The organism is Streptomyces sp. TLI_053, assembly GCF_900105395.1.
Lineage (GTDB): Bacteria > Actinomycetota > Actinomycetes > Streptomycetales > Streptomycetaceae > Kitasatospora.
The window spans coordinates 5,589,150-5,606,649 of record NZ_LT629775.1 but is presented as its reverse complement, the minus strand read 5'-3'; the positions used below and the strand labels follow the sequence as shown (position 1 = coordinate 5,606,649).

16 protein-coding genes and 3 tRNA genes are annotated in these 17,500 nt (G+C 72.6%); 3 read left to right on the top strand and 16 right to left on the bottom strand.

Going from position 1 to position 17,500, the window contains the following annotated elements; all coding sequences use genetic code 11:
• Positions 1 to 99: 99 nt before the first annotated feature.
• From BLU95_RS22985 to BLU95_RS22960, 6 genes are all read right to left on the bottom strand, one after another.
• A complete protein-coding gene (locus tag BLU95_RS22985; protein ID WP_093861691.1) occupies positions 100 to 918 on the bottom strand; it encodes a hypothetical protein in 819 nt (272 codons plus the stop codon).
• A 182-nt stretch (positions 919 to 1,100) separates the two neighbouring features.
• Positions 1,101 to 1,823 carry a 50S ribosomal protein L1 gene (rplA, locus tag BLU95_RS22980; protein ID WP_093861690.1) on the bottom strand — a complete coding sequence of 241 codons (723 nt, stop codon included), beginning with the start codon at positions 1,821 to 1,823 and terminating at the stop codon, positions 1,101 to 1,103.
• A 102-nt stretch (positions 1,824 to 1,925) separates the two neighbouring features.
• A complete protein-coding gene (gene rplK / locus BLU95_RS22975) occupies positions 1,926 to 2,360 on the bottom strand; it encodes a 50S ribosomal protein L11 (protein WP_093861689.1) in 435 nt (144 codons plus the stop codon).
• Positions 2,361 to 2,524: 164 nt separating this feature from the next.
• Positions 2,525 to 3,427 carry a transcription termination/antitermination protein NusG gene (gene nusG / locus BLU95_RS22970; protein WP_093861688.1) on the bottom strand — a complete coding sequence of 301 codons (903 nt, stop codon included), beginning with the start codon at positions 3,425 to 3,427 and terminating at the stop codon, positions 2,525 to 2,527.
• Between the two features lie 211 nt (positions 3,428 to 3,638).
• On the bottom strand, positions 3,639 to 3,971 hold the full coding sequence (gene secE, locus BLU95_RS22965; protein WP_093861687.1) for a preprotein translocase subunit SecE: 333 nt from the start codon (positions 3,969 to 3,971) through the stop codon (positions 3,639 to 3,641).
• A 147-nt stretch (positions 3,972 to 4,118) separates the two neighbouring features.
• Positions 4,119 to 4,191 (bottom strand) — tRNA-Trp (locus BLU95_RS22960).
• A gap of 259 nt (positions 4,192 to 4,450) precedes the next feature.
• On the opposite strand from BLU95_RS22960, the gene BLU95_RS22955 reads away from it, so the two are divergent.
• Both BLU95_RS22955 and BLU95_RS22950 read left to right on the top strand, forming a co-directional pair.
• On the top strand, positions 4,451 to 5,695 hold the full coding sequence (locus BLU95_RS22955; RefSeq protein WP_093861686.1) for a pyridoxal phosphate-dependent aminotransferase: 1,245 nt from the start codon (positions 4,451 to 4,453) through the stop codon (positions 5,693 to 5,695).
• 141 nt (positions 5,696 to 5,836) lie between these two features.
• Entirely contained in the window at positions 5,837 to 6,865 is a 1,029-nt protein-coding gene (locus tag BLU95_RS22950; protein WP_093861685.1) for an adenosine deaminase, read from the top strand.
• A gap of 46 nt (positions 6,866 to 6,911) precedes the next feature.
• On the opposite strand, the gene BLU95_RS22945 is transcribed toward BLU95_RS22950, so the two are convergent.
• The 6 genes from BLU95_RS22945 to BLU95_RS22920 form a co-directional block, all read right to left on the bottom strand.
• Complete coding sequence (locus tag BLU95_RS22945) at positions 6,912 to 7,955, bottom strand: UDP-N-acetylmuramate dehydrogenase (RefSeq protein WP_093865063.1); 1,044 nt, start codon at positions 7,953 to 7,955, stop codon at positions 6,912 to 6,914.
• Positions 7,956 to 8,053: 98 nt separating this feature from the next.
• Positions 8,054 to 8,476, bottom strand: coding sequence for a MaoC family dehydratase (locus BLU95_RS22940; protein ID WP_093861684.1), 423 nt, complete (start codon positions 8,474 to 8,476; stop codon positions 8,054 to 8,056).
• A gap of 5 nt (positions 8,477 to 8,481) precedes the next feature.
• A complete protein-coding gene (locus BLU95_RS22935; RefSeq protein ID WP_093861683.1) occupies positions 8,482 to 8,943 on the bottom strand; it encodes a MaoC family dehydratase N-terminal domain-containing protein in 462 nt (153 codons plus the stop codon).
• Positions 8,944 to 9,089: 146 nt separating this feature from the next.
• Entirely contained in the window at positions 9,090 to 9,254 is a 165-nt protein-coding gene (gene rpmG / locus BLU95_RS22930; protein WP_006604855.1) for a 50S ribosomal protein L33, read from the bottom strand.
• 84 nt (positions 9,255 to 9,338) lie between these two features.
• A tRNA-Met gene (locus BLU95_RS22925) sits at positions 9,339 to 9,411 on the bottom strand.
• 43 nt (positions 9,412 to 9,454) lie between these two features.
• A tRNA-Thr gene (locus BLU95_RS22920) sits at positions 9,455 to 9,527 on the bottom strand.
• Positions 9,528 to 9,766: 239 nt separating this feature from the next.
• On the opposite strand from BLU95_RS22920, the gene BLU95_RS22915 reads away from it, so the two are divergent.
• Complete coding sequence (locus tag BLU95_RS22915; protein WP_093861682.1) at positions 9,767 to 11,035, top strand: amidohydrolase family protein; 1,269 nt, start codon at positions 9,767 to 9,769, stop codon at positions 11,033 to 11,035.
• Between the two features lie 228 nt (positions 11,036 to 11,263).
• Here BLU95_RS22915 and BLU95_RS22910 read toward each other — a convergent pair whose 3' ends face one another.
• The 4 genes from BLU95_RS22910 to kdpB all read right to left on the bottom strand — a co-directional run bounded on the left by BLU95_RS22910 (position 11,264) and on the right by kdpB (position 17,494).
• Positions 11,264 to 11,944: a response regulator gene (locus BLU95_RS22910; RefSeq protein ID WP_093861681.1), complete on the bottom strand. Its 681-nt coding sequence runs from the start codon at positions 11,942 to 11,944 to the stop codon at positions 11,264 to 11,266.
• The gene (locus tag BLU95_RS22905) at positions 11,941 to 14,577 is read right to left on the bottom strand and encodes an ATP-binding protein (RefSeq protein ID WP_093861680.1); all 2,637 of its coding nucleotides are present in this window, start codon (positions 14,575 to 14,577) and stop codon (positions 11,941 to 11,943) included. The genes BLU95_RS22910 and BLU95_RS22905 overlap by 4 nt, the downstream gene beginning before the upstream one ends.
• A gap of 146 nt (positions 14,578 to 14,723) precedes the next feature.
• Positions 14,724 to 15,347 carry a potassium-transporting ATPase subunit KdpC gene (gene kdpC, locus BLU95_RS22900; protein ID WP_093861679.1) on the bottom strand — a complete coding sequence of 208 codons (624 nt, stop codon included), beginning with the start codon at positions 15,345 to 15,347 and terminating at the stop codon, positions 14,724 to 14,726.
• A gap of 20 nt (positions 15,348 to 15,367) precedes the next feature.
• Positions 15,368 to 17,494: a potassium-transporting ATPase subunit KdpB gene (gene kdpB, locus BLU95_RS22895; protein WP_093865062.1), complete on the bottom strand. Its 2,127-nt coding sequence runs from the start codon at positions 17,492 to 17,494 to the stop codon at positions 15,368 to 15,370.
• Between the last annotated feature and the right edge of the window lie 6 nt (positions 17,495 to 17,500).

The window sequence follows — 17,500 nt, the reverse complement described above, 5'->3', positions numbered from 1 at the left end:
GCCGGCCCGTCCGCTCCCGCCCACCTTGCCACCCGGTCCCGCGCGGCTCCGTGGCACCCCCCGCCACTCGGCCGCACCCGCCCTCCCGGACCGGCCGGTTCAGCCTCCGGAGACCGGCGGCACGGCGGGCGCGTCGGTGGCGGCGCCCTCGGCCGGCTCGGCGCCCTCGGCGATGTCGGTGGTGGTCACCACCGCGCCGGAGGCGCCCCTGACCGTGGACCGCACCCGCAGCAGCCGGTCCCCCGGCGCCACCCAGAAGTCGTACTCGACGGCGGCGACCCCGCGCCGCTCGTAGTAGTCCAGCCGGTCGTTCAGCCTGGCCGGGCTCAGCCCCTCCTCGGCGCCGAAGTAGTCCGCCACCGGTGCGGCGCCCCGGTAGTGCGCGACCGTCCCGCCGTTCAGCTCCTCGCCGCCCAGCGGGGTGAGCTTGCCGGCCAGCGCCATCAGGCGGGCCGACCCGCCCGGGTTGGCCAGCAGACCCGTGATCCAGCCGCCGGACCAGCCGGTCGGTCCGCCGGGGACGGCACGCGGGTCCAGCGACTCCGCCCGGTCCCGGTCCGCGGAGCGCGGCGCCGCACCGGCGTAGCCGAGGTCCAGGGCACCGTCCCGGCCCCGCAGCAGCCCGGTGCCCAGCTCGTCGGTGACGGTCAGCTCGGCCGAGTCGTGGGCGCCCCAGGACACCGTGCCGCTCGCGCTCCGCCGCCCCGCCGGTCCCTCCTCGACCGCCTGGATCCGTGCCCCGCCCGCGTCGTCCAGCCGCTGCGAGGCGGACAGCAGCACCTGCCGGGGCGGCCGGACGGTGGGCCGGTCGCTGATCGGGGTGCGGTCGCCGGAGACGGCCAGCACACTGCACGCGGTGAGGCCGGCGGCGAGCAGCAGCAGGGCCGCCCCCTTGGCGGCGGGGCGAACGGCGGGCACGGCACACTCCGGCGGTCGGACGGCGGCGGGCTCCCTCGGCCGGGAACGCGCGGGCGGACCGGCCGAGCGTACGACGGACCGTGTGCCCGTTCCCCCGGCAGGGGGTATCGATCGGGAAACGACGGCGGGCCCGCACCCCCGGCGAAGGGGGTACGGGCCCGCCGTACGAAGGTCGGCTGCGATCAGACCGCGGCCGGGTCCTCCTCGACGAGGAGGTTGCGGGTGCGGTTCGGGTCCACCAGGATGCCGGGGCCGATGGTGGTCGAGAACGCGGTCTTCTTGATGTAGCGGCCCTTGGCGGCGGACGGCTTGGCGCGGAGCACCTCGTCCAGCGCGGCGGCGTAGTTCTCGACCAGCTGCTCGTCGGTGAAGGAGGTCTTCCCGATGATGAAGTGCAGGTTCGAGTGCTTGTCGACGCGGAACTCGATCTTGCCGCCCTTGATGTCGTTGACAGCCTTGGCGACATCCGGGGTGACGGTGCCGGTCTTCGGGTTCGGCATCAGACCACGGGGACCGAGCACGCGGCCGAGGCGGCCGACCTTGCCCATGAGGTCCGGGGTGGCGACGACGGCGTCGAAGTCCAGCTTGCCCTTCGCGACCTCGTCGATGAGCTCGTCGGCACCGACGATGTCGGCGCCCGCAGCACGCGCGGCCTCGGCACGCTCGCCGGTCGCGAAGACCAGGACCCGAGCGGTCTTACCGGTGCCGTGCGGGAGGATCACGGTGCTGCGGACCATCTGGTCGGCCTTGCGCGGGTCGACACCCAGACGCATGGCGACCTCGACGGTGCCGTCGAACTTGCTGGTGCTGGTCGCCTTGGCGAGGCGGACGGCCTCGAGGGGGGCGTAAAGGCGCTCGCGGTCGACCTGGGCGTCCGCGGCCTTCAGGGCCTTGCTGCGCTTCATAGCTGCTCCTGAATGGTGAATGGAGTTGTGGTGTCACGGGCCTGCGCGGGCCCTACCACAGGGACGGCTGAATCAACTTTTCCCTGACGGGAAGGGAGGTTCTCAGCCCTCGACCGTGATGCCCATCGACCGGGCGGTGCCGGCGATGATCTTGGACGCGGCGTCCAGGTCGTTGGCGTTCAGGTCGGGCATCTTGGTCGTGGCGATCTCGCGGACCTGGGCGGCGGTGAGCTTCGCGACCTTGGTCTTGTGCGGCTCGCTCGAGCCCTTCTCGATGCCGGCGGCCTTCAGGATGAGGCGCGCGGCCGGCGGCGTCTTCGTGATGAAGGTGAAGGAACGGTCCTCGTAGACCGTGATCTCCACCGGCACGATCATGCCGCGCTGCGACTCGGTCGCGGCGTTGTAGGCCTTGCAGAACTCCATGATGTTGACGCCGTGCTGACCCAGCGCGGGGCCGACCGGCGGGGCCGGGTTCGCCGCGCCGGCGTTGATCTGGAGCTTGATAAGCCCCGTGACCTTCTTCTTCTTGGGAGGCATGTCTCTCCGGGTCCTTCCGAGAGGTGATTGCTGGTGCGTGCGGACACGGGGCGACACCCGGTCGCCAGCACACACATCGGACCAGGCTAACGCCTCGGCGTCGCTGGACCAAAACGGATTCGGGGCGGGCCCGCGGGCCCGCCCCGAATCCGAAGACGATGGGACTAGTTCTTCTGGATCTGGTCGAAGGAGAGCTCGACCGGGGTCTCCCGGCCGAAGATCTCGACCAGGCCCTTGACCTTCTTCGAGTCGGGGTTGATCTCGTTGATGGTCGCCTGCAGGGTGGCGAACGGACCGTCGGTGACGGTGACCGAGTCGCCGACCTCGAAGTCGAGGACCTGGATCTCGCTGGGCTTGACCGGCGAGGGCTTGCCGGCCTCCTTGGCCGCCTGGCGCTCGACGTCGGGGGCGAGCATCTTGACGACCTCGTCCAGGGTCAGCGGGTACGGGTCGTAGGCGTTGCCGACGAAGCCGGTGACACCGGGGGTGTTGCGCACGACGCCCCAGGACTCCGGGGTGAGGTCCATGCGCACCAGGACGTAGCCGGGGAGCTTGTTCTGGCGGATGGTCTTGCGGTCGCCGTTCTTGATCTGGACGACCTCCTCCTGCGGCACCTCGGCCTGGAAGATGTACTCCTCGACGTTGAGGGAGACCGCGCGCTGCTCCAGGTTCTGCTTCACCCGGTTCTCGTAGCCGGCGTAGGTGTGGATCACGTACCACTCGCCGGGCATGAACCGGAGGTCCTCGCGGAACTTGGCGACCGGGTCGACCTCGACGGCCTCCTCCTCGGTCTCCTCGGCGGCGGCCTCGTCCTCGTCGCCCTCGGTGTCCTCGTCGGCGTCCTCGACGAGCTCCTCCTCGGTCTCCACGTGCAGCGCGACGTCCTCGGCCGGCTCGCCGGCCTCGGCCTCGTCGAACGCCTCGACCTCGTCCTCGTCGGTGTCGACCGCGTCCACGATCTGCTGCTCGTCGGACTCGACGGCGTCAGCCAGCTCGGCCGCGTCCTCGGCGGCGACATCCGCCTCGAGGACGGTCTCGTCGGCGTCGTACAGGGGGGACTCAGACACGGTGGCTGCTTCTTTCCTGGAGATGGTGAAGGTGGCACGCTCCGCGACGGTCCGGCTCCGCTCCGCTCACGCGGTCGCCGGAAGTTCGCCTCGAAGACTTCAACAGTACCGAGTCAACGGTAGCGGCCCCGTACCTCCGACGCAGACAGCTCGACCCGGGCCGAGGACCGGCCCGGGTCGGGAGGTTGTACGCACAGGTGGAACGGCTTGGTCAGCCGAAGATCCAGAGGGCGGCCTTGGAGAAGCCGTAGTCGAGGCCGGACACGAAGGCCATCACGACCACGACGAACACGACCACGACCGTGGTGTAGCTCACCAGCTGGTTGCGGGTCGGCCAGACGACCTTGCGCAGTTCGGCGATGATCTGCCGGTAGAAGAGGGCGAGGCGCGCGAAGACGCCCTTCTTGCCCCGCTTGCCGGACTTCTTGTCGCCAGAGCGCTTGCGGCGCGAATCACCCTCCGCAGGGGTGGTCTCGGCAGCGCCGTCGGCCCCCTCGGGGTTGCCGCTCTCAGGCGTTGCGGTGGAGCCCGTGGTCTCCGTCACTCGTCCTCACCTGAATCCGGGTCCTGCCGAGCGTCGACTGCGTACCCGAAGAGGCACGAGCGGCCGGCTAGCGGTGCTGATCGGCGCCCTCTCCGCATCAAGCCCGCTCGCTCTGTGGAGCGAACGGGCTGAGTACGGATCAAGCAGCAGGGCAAGAGGGACTTGAACCCCCAACCGCCGGTTTTGGAGACCGGTGCTCTACCAATTGAGCTATTGCCCTACGGAACCTCGCGGCCCCAGTAGTGACGACCAACCTACCGTATCTTCCACCGGACTCCGCACTGTTTCGGTGCGGTGGTGGAGGCTCCGGTTCGTTCGGTGGCCGTCGATCAGTGAGTGTACGGGGTCGAAGGGCGTTTGGTCGAACCTCTTCTTTTTCGGGCCGTCACCGGGCCCCCACCCGGCCGCCATCCGGACGGTCCCGTACATATCGTGAAACCGCCATGCCCGGGCGGTGTGCGGTCTGCGACCATGCAGGCATGAGCGCTTCCACCCCGCAGCCCGACCGTTCCGTCCGCCCCGCCGACCGCCGCGTCTCCGCCCGGATCGGCGCGATCGCCGAGTCCGCCACCCTCGCCGTGGACGCCAAGGCCAAGGCCCTCAAGGCGGCCGGCCGGCCCGTCATCGGCTTCGGCGCCGGCGAGCCGGACTTCCCCACCCCGGACTACATCGTCGAGGCGGCCGTCGAGGCCTGCCGCGACCCGAGGAACCACCGCTACACCCCGGCCGGCGGCCTGCCGGAGCTCAAGGAGGCGATCGCGGCCAAGACGCTGCGCGACTCCGGCTACGCGGTGGACGCCTCCCAGGTGCTGGTGACCAACGGCGGCAAGCAGGCGATCTACGAGGCGTTCGCGGCGATCCTCGACCCGGGCGACGAGGTCATCGTCCCGGCGCCGTACTGGACCACCTACCCGGAGTCGATCCAGCTGGCCGGCGGCGTGCCGGTGGAGGTCGTGACCGACGAGACCACCGGCTACAAGGTCTCGGTCGAGCAGCTGGAGGCCGCCCGCACCGAGAACACCAAGGTGGTGCTCTTCGTCTCGCCGTCCAACCCGACCGGCGCGGTGTACACCCGGGCCGAGGCCGAGGCGATCGGCCGCTGGGCCGTGGAGCACGGGCTGTGGGTCCTCACCGACGAGATCTACGAGCACCTGGTCTACGGCGACGCGGAGTTCGTCTCGCTGCCGGCCCTGCTGCCGGAGCTCGCGGACAAGACCGTCGTGGTCAACGGTGTCGCCAAGACCTACGCGATGACCGGCTGGCGGGTGGGCTGGGTGATCGGCCCCAAGGACGTCGTCAAGGCCGCGACCAACCTGCAGTCGCACGCCACCTCGAACGTCTCCAACGTGGCCCAGCGCGCCGCCCTGGCCGCCGTCGCCGGCGACCTCTCCGCCGTCCACGAGATGCGCACCGCCTTCGACCGGCGCCGCCGCACCATCGTCCGGATGCTCAACGAGATCGACGGCGTGGTCTGCCCCGAGCCCGAGGGCGCCTTCTACGTGTACCCGTCCGTCAAGGCCCTGCTGGGCAAGGAGATCCGCGGGCAGCGTCCGCAGACCTCCGCCGAGCTGGCCTCGCTGATCCTGGACGAGGTCGAGGTCGCGGTCGTTCCCGGCGAGGCCTTCGGCACCCCCGGCTACCTGCGGCTCTCCTACGCGCTGGGCGACGCCGACCTCGCCGAGGGTGTCGGCCGGATCCAGAAGCTGCTGGCCGAGGCCCGCTGAACCCTCCCCGCCCCGGGCCCGCTCGTGGTGCCCCGGACGCGGACGTCAACGCCGATTGACCGGACCGCCCTCTTTTCACCCCTTCGGGGGCCGGGAAGAGGGCGGTTCCCGTAGGGGGCCCCGATACGGCAGGATTCGTGAATGGAACGCCTGCTGAACCCGCGAGACGTCAGGGACCTTCCGAAGGCCCACCTGCACCTGCACTTCACCGGCTCGATGCGCCCGGCCACCCTGCTGGAACTGGCCGACAAGCACGGGGTCCGGCTGCCGGAGGCGCTCAGCTCCGGCGGGACGCCCCGGCTGCGGGCCACCGACGAACGCGGCTGGTTCCGGTTCCAGCGCCTCTACGACACCGCCCGCTCGGTCCTCCGCGACGAGGAGGACATCCGCCGACTGGTCCTGGAGACCGCCGAGGACGAGCGGCGGGACGGCTCCCGCTGGCTGGAGATCCAGGTCGACCCGACCTCCTACGCGCCCCGGCTGGGCGGGCTGATCCCGGCCCTGGAACTGATCCTGGACGCGGTGGAGCAGGCCGCCGCCGCCACCGGGGTCGGCATCAGGGTCCTGGTCGCGGCCAACCGGATGAAGTCCCCGATGGACGCCAGGACCCTGGCCCGGCTCGCCGTCCGCTACACCGACCGGGGCGTGGTCGGCTTCGGCCTGTCCAACGACGAGCGCCGCGGGCTGGCCCGCGACTTCGACCGGGCCTTCGACATCGCCCGCCGGGGCGGGCTGCTGGCCGCCCCGCACGGCGGCGAACTGGCCGGCCCGGAGTCCGTCCGGGACTGCCTGGACGACCTCGGCGCCGGCCGGATCGGCCACGGGGTGCGGGCCGCCGAGGACGAGCGGCTGATGCAGCGGCTGGCCGACCGCCAGGTGACCTGCGAGGTCTGCCCGTCCTCGAACGTCTCGCTGGGCGTCTACGAGCGCCCGGAGGACGTCCCGCTGCGACGGCTGTTCGACGCCGGGGTGCCGCTGGCGCTCGGCGCGGACGACCCGCTGCTGTTCGGCTCCCGGCTCGCCGACCAGTACGACCTGGCCCGGGACGTGCTGGGCTTCTCCGACCCCGAGCTGGCCGAGCTGGCCCGGCAGTCGGTGCGCGGCTCGGTCGCGCCGGACAGCGTGCGGAAGGAACTGCTGGCGGACATCGACGCCTGGCTGACGGCCTGAGGCCGGTGGTGGCGGTGGCGGCGGCTGCTGCGGTGGCGCCGGCGGCTCAGAGGCTGACGCCGACCATCACCGGCTCGTTCACCAGCTCCACCCCGAAGGCCGCCCGCACCCCGTCCCGGATCTCCCGGGCGAGTGCGAGGAGGTCCTCGGTGGTGGCCGCGCCGCGGTTGGTGAGCGCCAGGGTGTGCTTGGTGGAGAGGGTCGCCGGGCCGCTCCCGTAGCCCTTGCCGAAGCCGGACCGGTCGATCAGCCAGGCGGCCGAGGTCTTGGTGCGGCCGTCCGGCGCCGGGTAGGCGGGTGCGGTCAGCTCCCGCTCGGCGGCCAGCGCCAGGAAGGCCGCGTACTGCTCGGGGCCCAGCACCGGGTTGGTGAAGAAGGAGCCCGCCGACCAGGTGTCGTGGTCCGCCGGGTCCAGCACCATGCCCTTGCCCGCCCGCAGCCCGAGCACGGCCTCGTGCGCCGCCCGCAGGCCGACCCGCTCGTCCTGGGCGACCCCGAAGTGCTTGGCGACCTCGGCGTAGCGCACCGGGGTGGAGAGCCCGGCGGCGTTCTCCAGCCCGAAGCGGACCCGCAGCACCACGTAGCGCTCGGGGTCCGCCTTGAAGCGGCTGTGCCGGTAGGAGAAGGCGCACTCGGCGTTGGGGAGGGTGACCACCTCGTCGGCCCGGCGGTCGTAGGCGACCACCTCGGTGATCGTCTGCGCGACCTCCTGGCCGTAGGCGCCGACGTTCTGCACCGGGGTGGCGCCGGCCGAGCCGGGGATGCCGGCGAGGAACTCGATCCCGGCCAGTCCTGCCCCGACCGCGCGGGCCACCGCGTCGGCCCAGACCTCGCCGGCCGCCAGCTCCAGGACGGTGCCGTCCAGCGCGAAGCCGGTGGTGGCGATCCGCAGCACCGTGCCGGGGAAACCGGCGTCGCCGATCACCAGGTTGGAGCCGCCGCCGAGCACCAGCAGCGGCTGCCCCGCCGCGTCCGCGGCGCGCACGGCGGCGATCACCTCGTCGTCGGTGTGCGCGGTCACCAAGCGGCGGGCCGGGCCACCGAGCCGCAGGGTGGTCAGCGGGGCGAGGGGGGCGTCGAGTTCTTCCAGCACGCCCCCAGGGTACGGGGAGCCCGCGCCCGCCCGGCCCCGCACGGGGCGGGGGCGGGGCGGGGGCGGGCACGCCCGGGGTGCACGCCCGGCCGGGCTCAGCCGAGCCGGACGACCGCCTTGGCCATGCCGAGCACCTTCTGGCCCTGGTAGGTCGCCAGCAGGTCGACCTGGACCTTGCCGTCGTCGAGCAGCTTGGCCACCTTGCCGCTGACCTCGACCACCGAGCCGGTGCCGTCGTCGGGCACCGGCACCGGGCGGACGAAGCGGACGCCGTACTCGACCACCGCGGCCGGGTCGCCGACCCAGTCGGTCACCACCCGGACCGCCTCGGCCATGGTGAACATGCCGTGCGCGATGACGTCCGGCAGGCCGACCTCCAGCGCGACCCTCTCGTTCCAGTGGATCGGGTTGAAGTCGCCGGAGGCGCCCGCGTACTGCACCAGCGCGGCCCGGGTCACCGGGAAGGACTGCGCCGGCAGCTCGGTGCCGACCTCGACCTCGTCGTATCCGATCGCCATCGGGCTCACTCCCCCGCCTTCTCGTCGGCGGCCCGGGCCACCAGGGTCATGACCGACGTCACCACGTGCTCGCCGGACTCGTCCGCGACCTCGCCGCGCACGGTGAGCACGTCGTTGCCGGCCAGCGACTTGATGTTGTCGACGGTGACCGAGACGGTCAGCCGGTCACCGGCCCGCACCGGGCGGGTGTAGCTGAACTTCTGGTCGCCGTGCACGACCCGGCTGTAGTCGAGACCCAGCTCCGGGTCCTGGACCACCTGGCCGGAGGCCCGCATGGTGAGCACGATCGGGAAGGTCGGCGGCGCGATCACGTCCGGGTGGCCGAGTGCCTTGGCGGCCTCCGGGTCGCGGTACACCGGATTGGCGTCACCCACGGCGACGGCGAACTCGCGGATCTTCTCCCGGCCGACCTCGTAGGGCTCGGTGGGCGGATAGGTCCGCCCGATGAAGGAAGGGTCGAGTGCCATCGGCAGCTCCTAGGAAACGCGGCGGACAGACGGTCGGAACACGTTGGAACACGTTGGAACGCAAAAGACTCCGGGCCGCACCCCCGTGAGGGATGCGGCCCGGAGCCGTAGACCTGGTCACACAGGCCCGTTGCCCTGCAAGAGGGTCAGCGGGTCTCGCGGTGCGCGGTGTGCGAGTTGCAGCGGGGGCAGTGCTTCTTCATCTCAAGACGGTCCGGGTCGTTACGCCGGTTCTTCTTGGTGATGTAGTTCCGCTCCTTGCACTCCACGCAGGCCAGCGTGATCTTCGGGCGGACATCGGTGGCAGCCACGGGAGTGCCTTCCTTGGACAATGAATAAGAACACAGACAAGAGTAGCCGACCGGGAGTGTGATCCCCCGACCGACTACGCGGGGTAGCGGTGACCGGACTTGAACCGGTGACACAGCGATTATGAGCCGCTTGCTCTACCAACTGAGCTACACCGCCACAGTGATCCGGAGCACAGCCGAAGCCGACTCCTTCTCACCAGAGCCCCCATGCGGAATCGAACCGCAGACCTTCTCCTTACCATGGAGACGCTCTACCGACTGAGCTATAGGGGCGAACGAGGAAGAGATTACACGTTTCGCGCCCAGAGGTGAAATCCGTATCGCGCGGCGAAGTCCGCAGGTCGGCGAGGCGCACGGGCGAGCGATCGAAGGCCCGGCGTTCGACCGGCCCCCCGGAGCCACGCCCCGACCCGATACGACTATTGCCCGCCTCCCGGCGCCCCGGGCCCGCCCGCCGTAGGCTCGTCGCTCATTGACCCGAGCAGGAACCGGACGCCAGAAGGAGCCGGGCGATGGACAGCGCAGCCGCCGACGGACCGCACCCCGGACCCGGCCCTGCCGCCAACCCGCTCGGGCACGGGCCCGTCCTGCTGCTCACCGGAGCCAGGCTGGCGGACGGCCGGGTGGTGGACGTACGGATCAGCGGCGACCGGATCCAGGCCGTCGGCACCGCCGGCGGCCTCGGCCCCCTGCCCGCCGTGCCCGGCGGGCCCACCGTCACCACCGGGGCCAGGATCGACCTGCGCGGCTACCTGCTGCTGCCGGCCCCGGCCGAGCCGCACGCGCACTACGACGTCGCCTTCTCCGCCGCCCTGCCCACTCCGCCGCCGGAGACCCCCGCCGAGCTCACCCGGCGGGTCACCGAGGCCGCCCTGACCTCGCTCGGCTACGGCGCGACCGCCCAGCGCACCCACGTCCGGATCGGCGACGTGCACGGACTGCGCCGGCTGGAGGCGGTGCTCACCTCCCAGCAGGCGCTGCGCGGCCTCGCCGACCTCCAGGCCGTGGCGATGCCCCGGCTGCTCACCGGAAGGGCCGGGGCGGACGGCCGGGCCCAGCTGCGGGAGGCGCTCAAGCTGGGCGCCACCGCCGCCGGCGGCTGCCCCGAGCTGGACCCGGACCCGGCCGGCTACGTCCAACTGCTGCTGGAGGCCGCCCGGGAGGCGGACTGCCCGGTGGACCTGCACACCACGGCCGCCGATCCGGCGCAGCTGGCCCGGCTGGCCGGAGCGCTCGCCCCGTTGCGGCCCCGGGTGCTGGTCGGTCCCTGCGGGTCGCTCGCGCCGGGCGCCGCGACGGTGCTGGCCAACAGCGGGGTCAGGGTGGTCTGCCTGCCGCAGAACGGCGCCTGTTCGGGGCTGGAGGGCCTGGCGGGCGGGCCGCGGCCCGCGCCGCTGCGGGACCTGCTGAAGGCCCGGGTGCCGCTGGCGGCCGGCAGCGGCTCGCTGCGCGACGGCGCCAACCCGGTCGGGCGGGCGGACCCGCTGGAAGCCGCGTACCTGCTGGCGGCGGCCGGGGTGCTGGATCCCGACGCGGCGTACGACGCGGTCTCCAACCAGGCACGGCTGGCGCTGGGACTGCCGCCGGTGCGGGTGGACGCCGGGTTCCCGGCGGAGCTGCTGGCGGTGCGCGGGGACAGCCTGTCCGGGGCGCTGGCGGGCGGGCACAGCCGGCTGGTGGTGCACAGCGGCCGGGTCGTCAGCCGGACCAGCGCGGTGCGGGAGTTCGCCGACACGGTGGCCCTGGCGCTGCCCCGGCAGTCGGACGGCACGGACGGGTGATCGGGGCGCGCGATGCCGGCATCGCGCGCCCCTCCCCCACCCGGGTGGCCGCCGGAGCGGCGAAGCGGTCCCAGGCATCCCCCACGGAGCGGGACCGCTTCCTCGTCACCGACGCTATGCCCCCGGGCGGCCGGCCCGGCCGCTCCTGACGGGCCGTTGACGCCGGGGCGGCCGGTCCTGACGGACCGTTGACGCGCCCGGTGACGCTCCCGGTGACGCGGGGCGCGGTCAGGGCTCGTAGCGGTAGCCGATCCCCGGCTCGGTGATCAGATGGCGAGGCCGGGCCGGGTCGCGCTCCAGCTTCCGCCGCAGGCCGGCCAGGTAGACCCGCAGGTAGTTGCCCCGCTCCTCGTGGGCCGGGCCCCAGACCTCGCGCAGGATCCGCCGGCCGGGCACCAGCCGGCCGGGGTGGGCCAGCAGCAGGGACAGGATCCGCCACTCGGTCGGGGTGAGCCGCACCGGGCCGTCCGGCCCGCTGACGGTGGTGGCGGCGAGGTCCACGGTGTGGTCGCCGATCACCGGCGCGGGCACCGCGGGGCCGAGGGCGACCGGCGGGCGGCGCAGCACGGCGCGCAGCCGGGCCAGCAGCTCGTCCATCAGGAACGGCTTGGTGAGGTAGTCGTCGGCGCCGGCGTCCAGCGCGCCGATCCGGTCGGCGGCGTCGGCCCGGCCGGAGAGCACGATGATCGGCACCGCGCTACGGCTGCGCAGAACGCGGATGACGTCCATGCCGTCGAGGTCGGGCAGGCCGAGGTCGAGCAGGACGGCGTCGGGGGAGGTGCCGGCGGCGCGGGCCAGGGCCTCGCCGCCGGTCGCGGCGGTCCGGACGGCGTACTGCCGGGCGCCGAGGTTGATCCGCAGGGTGCGCAGCAGCGCCGGCTCGTCGTCGACGACCAGGATCTCGCTCATACGGGGGCCTCCCCGGGGTGCTGGACCGGCACGGGACGGGCGGGTGCCGGATCGGCGGGCAGGGGCCGGGCCGGGGCGGCGGGCAGGGTGAGCAGCATGGTGGTGCCGCCGCCGGGGGTGTCCTCGACCTCCAGGCTGCCGCCCATGGCTTCGGCGAGGCCGCGGGAGAGGGCGAGGCCGAGGCCGACGCCGGTGGTGTTGTCGGTGTCGCCGAGGCGCTGGAACGGCAGGAAGACCCGGTCCCGGTCCTCGGGGGCGATGCCGGGACCGCGGTCGATCACCCGCAGTTCGACCCGTCCGGCGTGCTGGCTGGCGGCGACCAGGACCGGCGCGCCGGGGGCGTTGTACCGCAGGGCGTTGGTGATGACGTTGGCGAGGACGCGTTCCAGCAGCGGCGGGTCGGCGAGCACCGGCGGCACGGTCTCCAGGTCCAGCGGCTGGACGGGCGCGTACGGATCGGCGAGCGAGTCCAGGGCGCGGGGCAGGATCTCGTCGAGGTGGGTCTCGGCGAGGTGGAGGGTGAGCGCGCCGGCCTGGAGGCGGCTCATGTCGAGCAGGTTGTCCACCAGCCGGGTGAGTCTGACGAGGGACTCGTCGGCGGTGGCGAGCAGTTCGGCCCGGTCCTCGGGGGAGAACTCGACGTCGGGGCTGCGCAGCGAGCCGACCGAGGCGAGGGCCGCGGCGAGCGGGGTGCGCAGGTCGTGGCTGACGGCGGCGAGCAGGGCGGTGCGCATCCGGTCGGCGGCCTTGATGGGTTCGACCTCGGCCGCGACGACGGCGAGGCGGTCGCGTTCCAGGGCGGCGGCGACGTGGGCGGCGAAGGCGGTGAGGACGCGCTGGTCGGCGGCGGGCAGCCGGCGGCCGGTGAGGACGAGGACGGCGTCGGCGCCGACGGGGACCTCGGTGGTGACGAGGGTGCGGTCCGGGGCGGCGGCGCCGGTGTCGGCCCGGTCACCGTCGGCGGCGTCCCCCGGCTCGGCGGCGGTGTCGCAGGAGGCGAGCACCTCGCCGCCGGTGCGGCCGAGCAGGGCCACGGAGTCCATGCCGAAGGCGGTGCGGGACTTCTCCAGCAGGGCGGGCAGGGCGTCGGCGCCGCGCAGGACGCTGCCGGCCAGGGTGGAGAGGGTCTCGGCCTCGGCGGTGGCGCGGGCGGCCCGGGCGGTGAGGCGGGTCGCGTGGTCGACCACGGTGGAGACGGTCAGCGCGACGGCCGCGAAGACGGTCAGGGCGATGATGTTGTTGGTCTCGCCGATGGTGAAGGCGTGGACGGGCGGGATGAAGAAGTAGTTGAGCAGCGCCGAGGCGACCAGCGAGGCCAGCAGCGCCGAGGTGGCGCCGCCGAGCAGGGCGACCACGACGACGCCGAGCTGGAAGATCAGGGCGTCGGTGGTGAGGTTCACCTGCTGGTGGAACTGCGAGAGGACCACGGTCAGCAGCGAGGGCACCACGAGACCGGCGACGAACCCGGCCACGGTGCGGCGCCGGGAGTGGCGCCGGCCGAGGGCGGGCAGCCGGCCCCGGCCGGTGAACTCGTGGGTGACCATGTGGACGTCGATGTCCTCGGAGGCGTCCACCGTGGTCTCGCCGATGCCCGGTCCGGTGAGGAAGCGGGCGGTCCGGCCGCGGCGGCTGGTGCCGAGGACGAGCTGGGTGGCGTCGTGGGCGCGGGCGAAGGCCAGCAGCGAGGTGGGGATGTCGTCGCCGACGACCACGTGGTAGCTGCCGCCGAGGCTCTCGACGAGCTGCCGCTGCTGGGCGAGGGCGCCGGAGGAGGCGCCGGCCAGGCCGTCGCTGCGGGTGACGTGGACGGCGAGCAGGTCGCCGCCGGCGGTGCGGTCCGCGATCCGGGCGGCGCGTCTGATCAGGGTCTCGCCCTCGGGGCCGCCGGTGAGGGCGACCACGACGCGTTCGCGGGTCTCCCAGACCCGGTCGATGTTGTGGCTGGCCCGGTAGTCGCGCAGGCCCTCGTCGACCCGCCCGGCCACCCAGAGCAGGGCGAGCTCGCGCAGGGCGGTGAGGTTGCCGACCCGGAAGTAGTTCGAGAGCGCGGCGTCCACCTTCTCCGCCTTGTAGACGTTGCCGTGGGCCATCCGGCGGCGCAGCGCCTGGGGGGCCATGTCGACGAGTTCGATCTGGTCGGCCCGGCGCACCACCTCGTCCGGGACGGTCTCGCGCTGCGGGATGCCGGTGATCTTCTGGACGACGTCGTTCAACGACTCCAGGTGCTGGATGTTGACCGTGGTGATGACGTCGATCCCGGCGTCCAGCAGCTCGTCGACGTCCTGCCAGCGCTTGCCGTGCCGCCCGCCGGGGATGTTGGTGTGCGCCAGTTCGTCCACGAGCACGACCGTGGGCTTCCGCCGGAGTACCCCGTCGAGGTCCATCTCCTCGAAGTCGGTTTCCCGGTAGGCGCGGTGGACGCCCGGCACGACCTCCAGGCCGTCGAGCATCGCCTCGGTGTGGCGGCGGCCGTGGCACTCGATCCAGCCGACGACGACGTCCGCGCCCCGGTCCTGTCTGCGCCGGGCCTCGTCCAGCATCCGGTAGGTCTTGCCGACACCGGGAGCGGAACCGAGGTACACCCTCAGCCGGCCGCGTCGGTGGCCGGTTCCGGGGGTGAGGTCGCGGGCCATGGGCGCTGCTCTTTCGTCTTCTGCGTCGTACGGGGGACGGGTCGTGCAGGGGACGGGTCGCACGGGGACGGACGGCGGGCCGGTCCGGGCCGGGGCACTCGCCCCGGCCCGGACCGGCCCGCCTCAGCCGATCGGCCGATCCGTCGTCACTTCTGTTCCACCAGCGCCTTGTTGAGCAGGACGACATTGACGCCCGGCTGTCCGAGGAAGCCGAGGGAGCGGCCGTCGGTGTTCTTCTCGACCAGCTTGCGGACGGTATCCACCGGCAGGTTGCGGGCCTTGGCGACCCGGTCGACCTGCTGCTCGGCGTAGGCGGTGGAGATGTGCGGGTCGAGGCCCGAGCCGGAGGCGGTGAGGGCGTCCACCGGGACGCTCGCCGGGTCGACGCCGTCGAACGCGGCGACGGCCTGGCGGCGGTCCTCGATGTTCTTGGCGAGGTCCTCGCTGTTGGGGCCCAGGTTGGAGGCGCCGGAGGCCTTGGGGTCGTAGGCGCCCGGACGGGGCTGGAACCACTGCGGGTCGGGGCGGGGGGCCTCGTCCGGGTCGTCCGGGTTCTGCTTGGGGAGGTTGAAGTTCTGGCCCAGCAGGCCGGAGCCGGCCTCCTTGCCGTCGACCTTCACGATCGAGCCGTTCGCCTTGTCCGCGAAGGCCAGTTGGGAGATGCCGGTGACCAGCAGCGGGTAGGCGATGCCGAGGAGCACCGTCAGGACCAGCAGGGCGCGCAGCGCGGTGAGGTGGGTGCGCACGGCGGTGGGCAGGGGCTTGGACATGATGCGTCTCTCCTCTCGTACTAGTTGAGGCCGGGGACGAACTGGACGACCAGGTCGATCAGCTTGATGCCGACGAACGGGACGACCAGGCCGCCGAGGCCGTAGAGGCCGATGTTGCGACGCAGCAGGGAACTGGCGTCGGAGGGGCGGTACTTCACCCCGCGCAGGGCCAGCGGGATCAGACCGACGATGACCAGGGCGTTGAAGACGATGGCCGAGGTGATCGCGGACTGGGGGCTGTGCAGCTGCATGATGTTGAGCTTGTCCAGGCCCGGGTAGACCGCCGCGAACATCGCCGGGATGATCGCGAAGTACTTGGCGACGTCGTTGGCGATGGAGAAGGTGGTCAGCGCGCCGCGGGTGATCAGGAGCTGCTTGCCGATCTCGACGATCTCGATCAGCTTGGTCGGGTCGGAGTCCAGGTCGACCATGTTGCCGGCCTCCTTGGCCGCCATGGTCCCGGTGTTCATCGCGACACCGACGTCGGCCTGGGCGAGGGCGGGGGCGTCGTTGGTGCCGTCGCCCGTCATCGCGACCAGCTTGCCGCCGGCCTGCTCCTTCTTGATCAGGGCCATCTTGTCCTCGGGGGTGGCCTCGGCGAGGAAGTCGTCCACGCCCGCCTCCTCCGCGATCGCCCGGGCGGTCAGCGGGTTGTCGCCGGTGATCATGACGGTCCTGATGCCCATCCGGCGCAGTTCGTCGAACCGCTCCCGCATGCCCTCCTTGACCACGTCCTTGAGGTGGATCACACCGAGCACCCGGGCCGGCGTGTCGCCGGTCCTGGTGGCCACGACCAGCGGGGTGCCACCGGCCGCGGAGATCCCGTCGACCAGGTCGGCGACGTCCTTGCCGACCGTGCCGCCGTTCTCGGTGACCCAGTTGGTGACCGAACCCGCCGCGCCCTTGCGGACCTGGTGCACGCCGTCGGCCTCGTCGAGGTCCACGCCCGACATCCGGGTCTGCGCGGTGAACGGCACCCAGGTGGCGTGCGTCAACTCGCCCTGGGCGCGGGCCCGCAGACCGTACTCGGTCTTCGCCAGGACGACGATCGAGCGGCCCTCGGGGGTCTCGTCGGCGAGCGAGGAGAGCTGTGCGGCGTCCGCGAGATCCCCGACCGCGACGCCCTCGGCGGGCTGGAACTCGGCGGCCTGGCGGTTGCCGAGGGTGATGGTGCCGGTCTTGTCGAGCAGCAGGGTGTTGACGTCGCCCGCCGCCTCGACGGCCCGGCCCGACATCGCCAGCACGTTGCGCTGGACGAGGCGGTCCATGCCGGCGATGCCGATCGCCGAGAGCAGTGCGCCGATGGTGGTCGGGATCAGCGCCACGATCAGCGCGACCAGCACGATCATCGACTGCGGGGCGCCGGCGTAGGTGGCCATCGGCTGCAGGGTGACGACCGCCACCAGGAAGACGATGGTCAGCGAGGCCAGCAGGATGTTGAGCGCGATCTCGTTCGGCGTCCTCTGCCGGGCGGCGCCCTCGACCAGGGCGATCATCCGGTCGATGAAGGACTTGCCGGGCTCGGAGGCGATCTTCACCACGATCCGGTCCGACAGCACCTTGGTGCCGCCGGTCACGGCCGAGCGGTCGCCGCCCGACTCGCGGATCACCGGCGCGGACTCACCGGTGATCGCCGACTCGTCGACGGAGGCGACGCCCTCGACGACGTCGCCGTCCCCGGGAATGACCTGGCCGGCCTCGACCACCACGTGGTCACCGAGCCGCAGCGCGGTACCGGCGACCTCCTCCTCGGCCCGCGAGCGCGGCCAGTCGGTGAGGCGGCGGGCCACGGCGTCGGTCTTGGTCCGGCGCAGGGTGTCCGCCTGCGCCTTGCCGCGGCCCTCGGCGACGGCCTCGGCCAGGTTGGCGAAGACCGTGGTCAGCCAGAGCCACACCGTGATCGCCCAGGCGAACACACTGGGGTCGGCCATCGCGGCGACCGTGGTGACGACCGAGCCGACCTCGACCACGAACATCACCGGGTTCTTGACCATCACCCGGGGGTCGAGCTTCTTCACCGCGTCCGGCAGCGACGCCAGGACCAGCTTCGGGTCGAGCAGGCCGCCGGACACTCTGTGCGGCGACCCGGCGGACGACGTCTCCGGCTGCGGGACCGGCTTCTCGGCCCGCTCGGATTCTTCGGTCATGGTGGA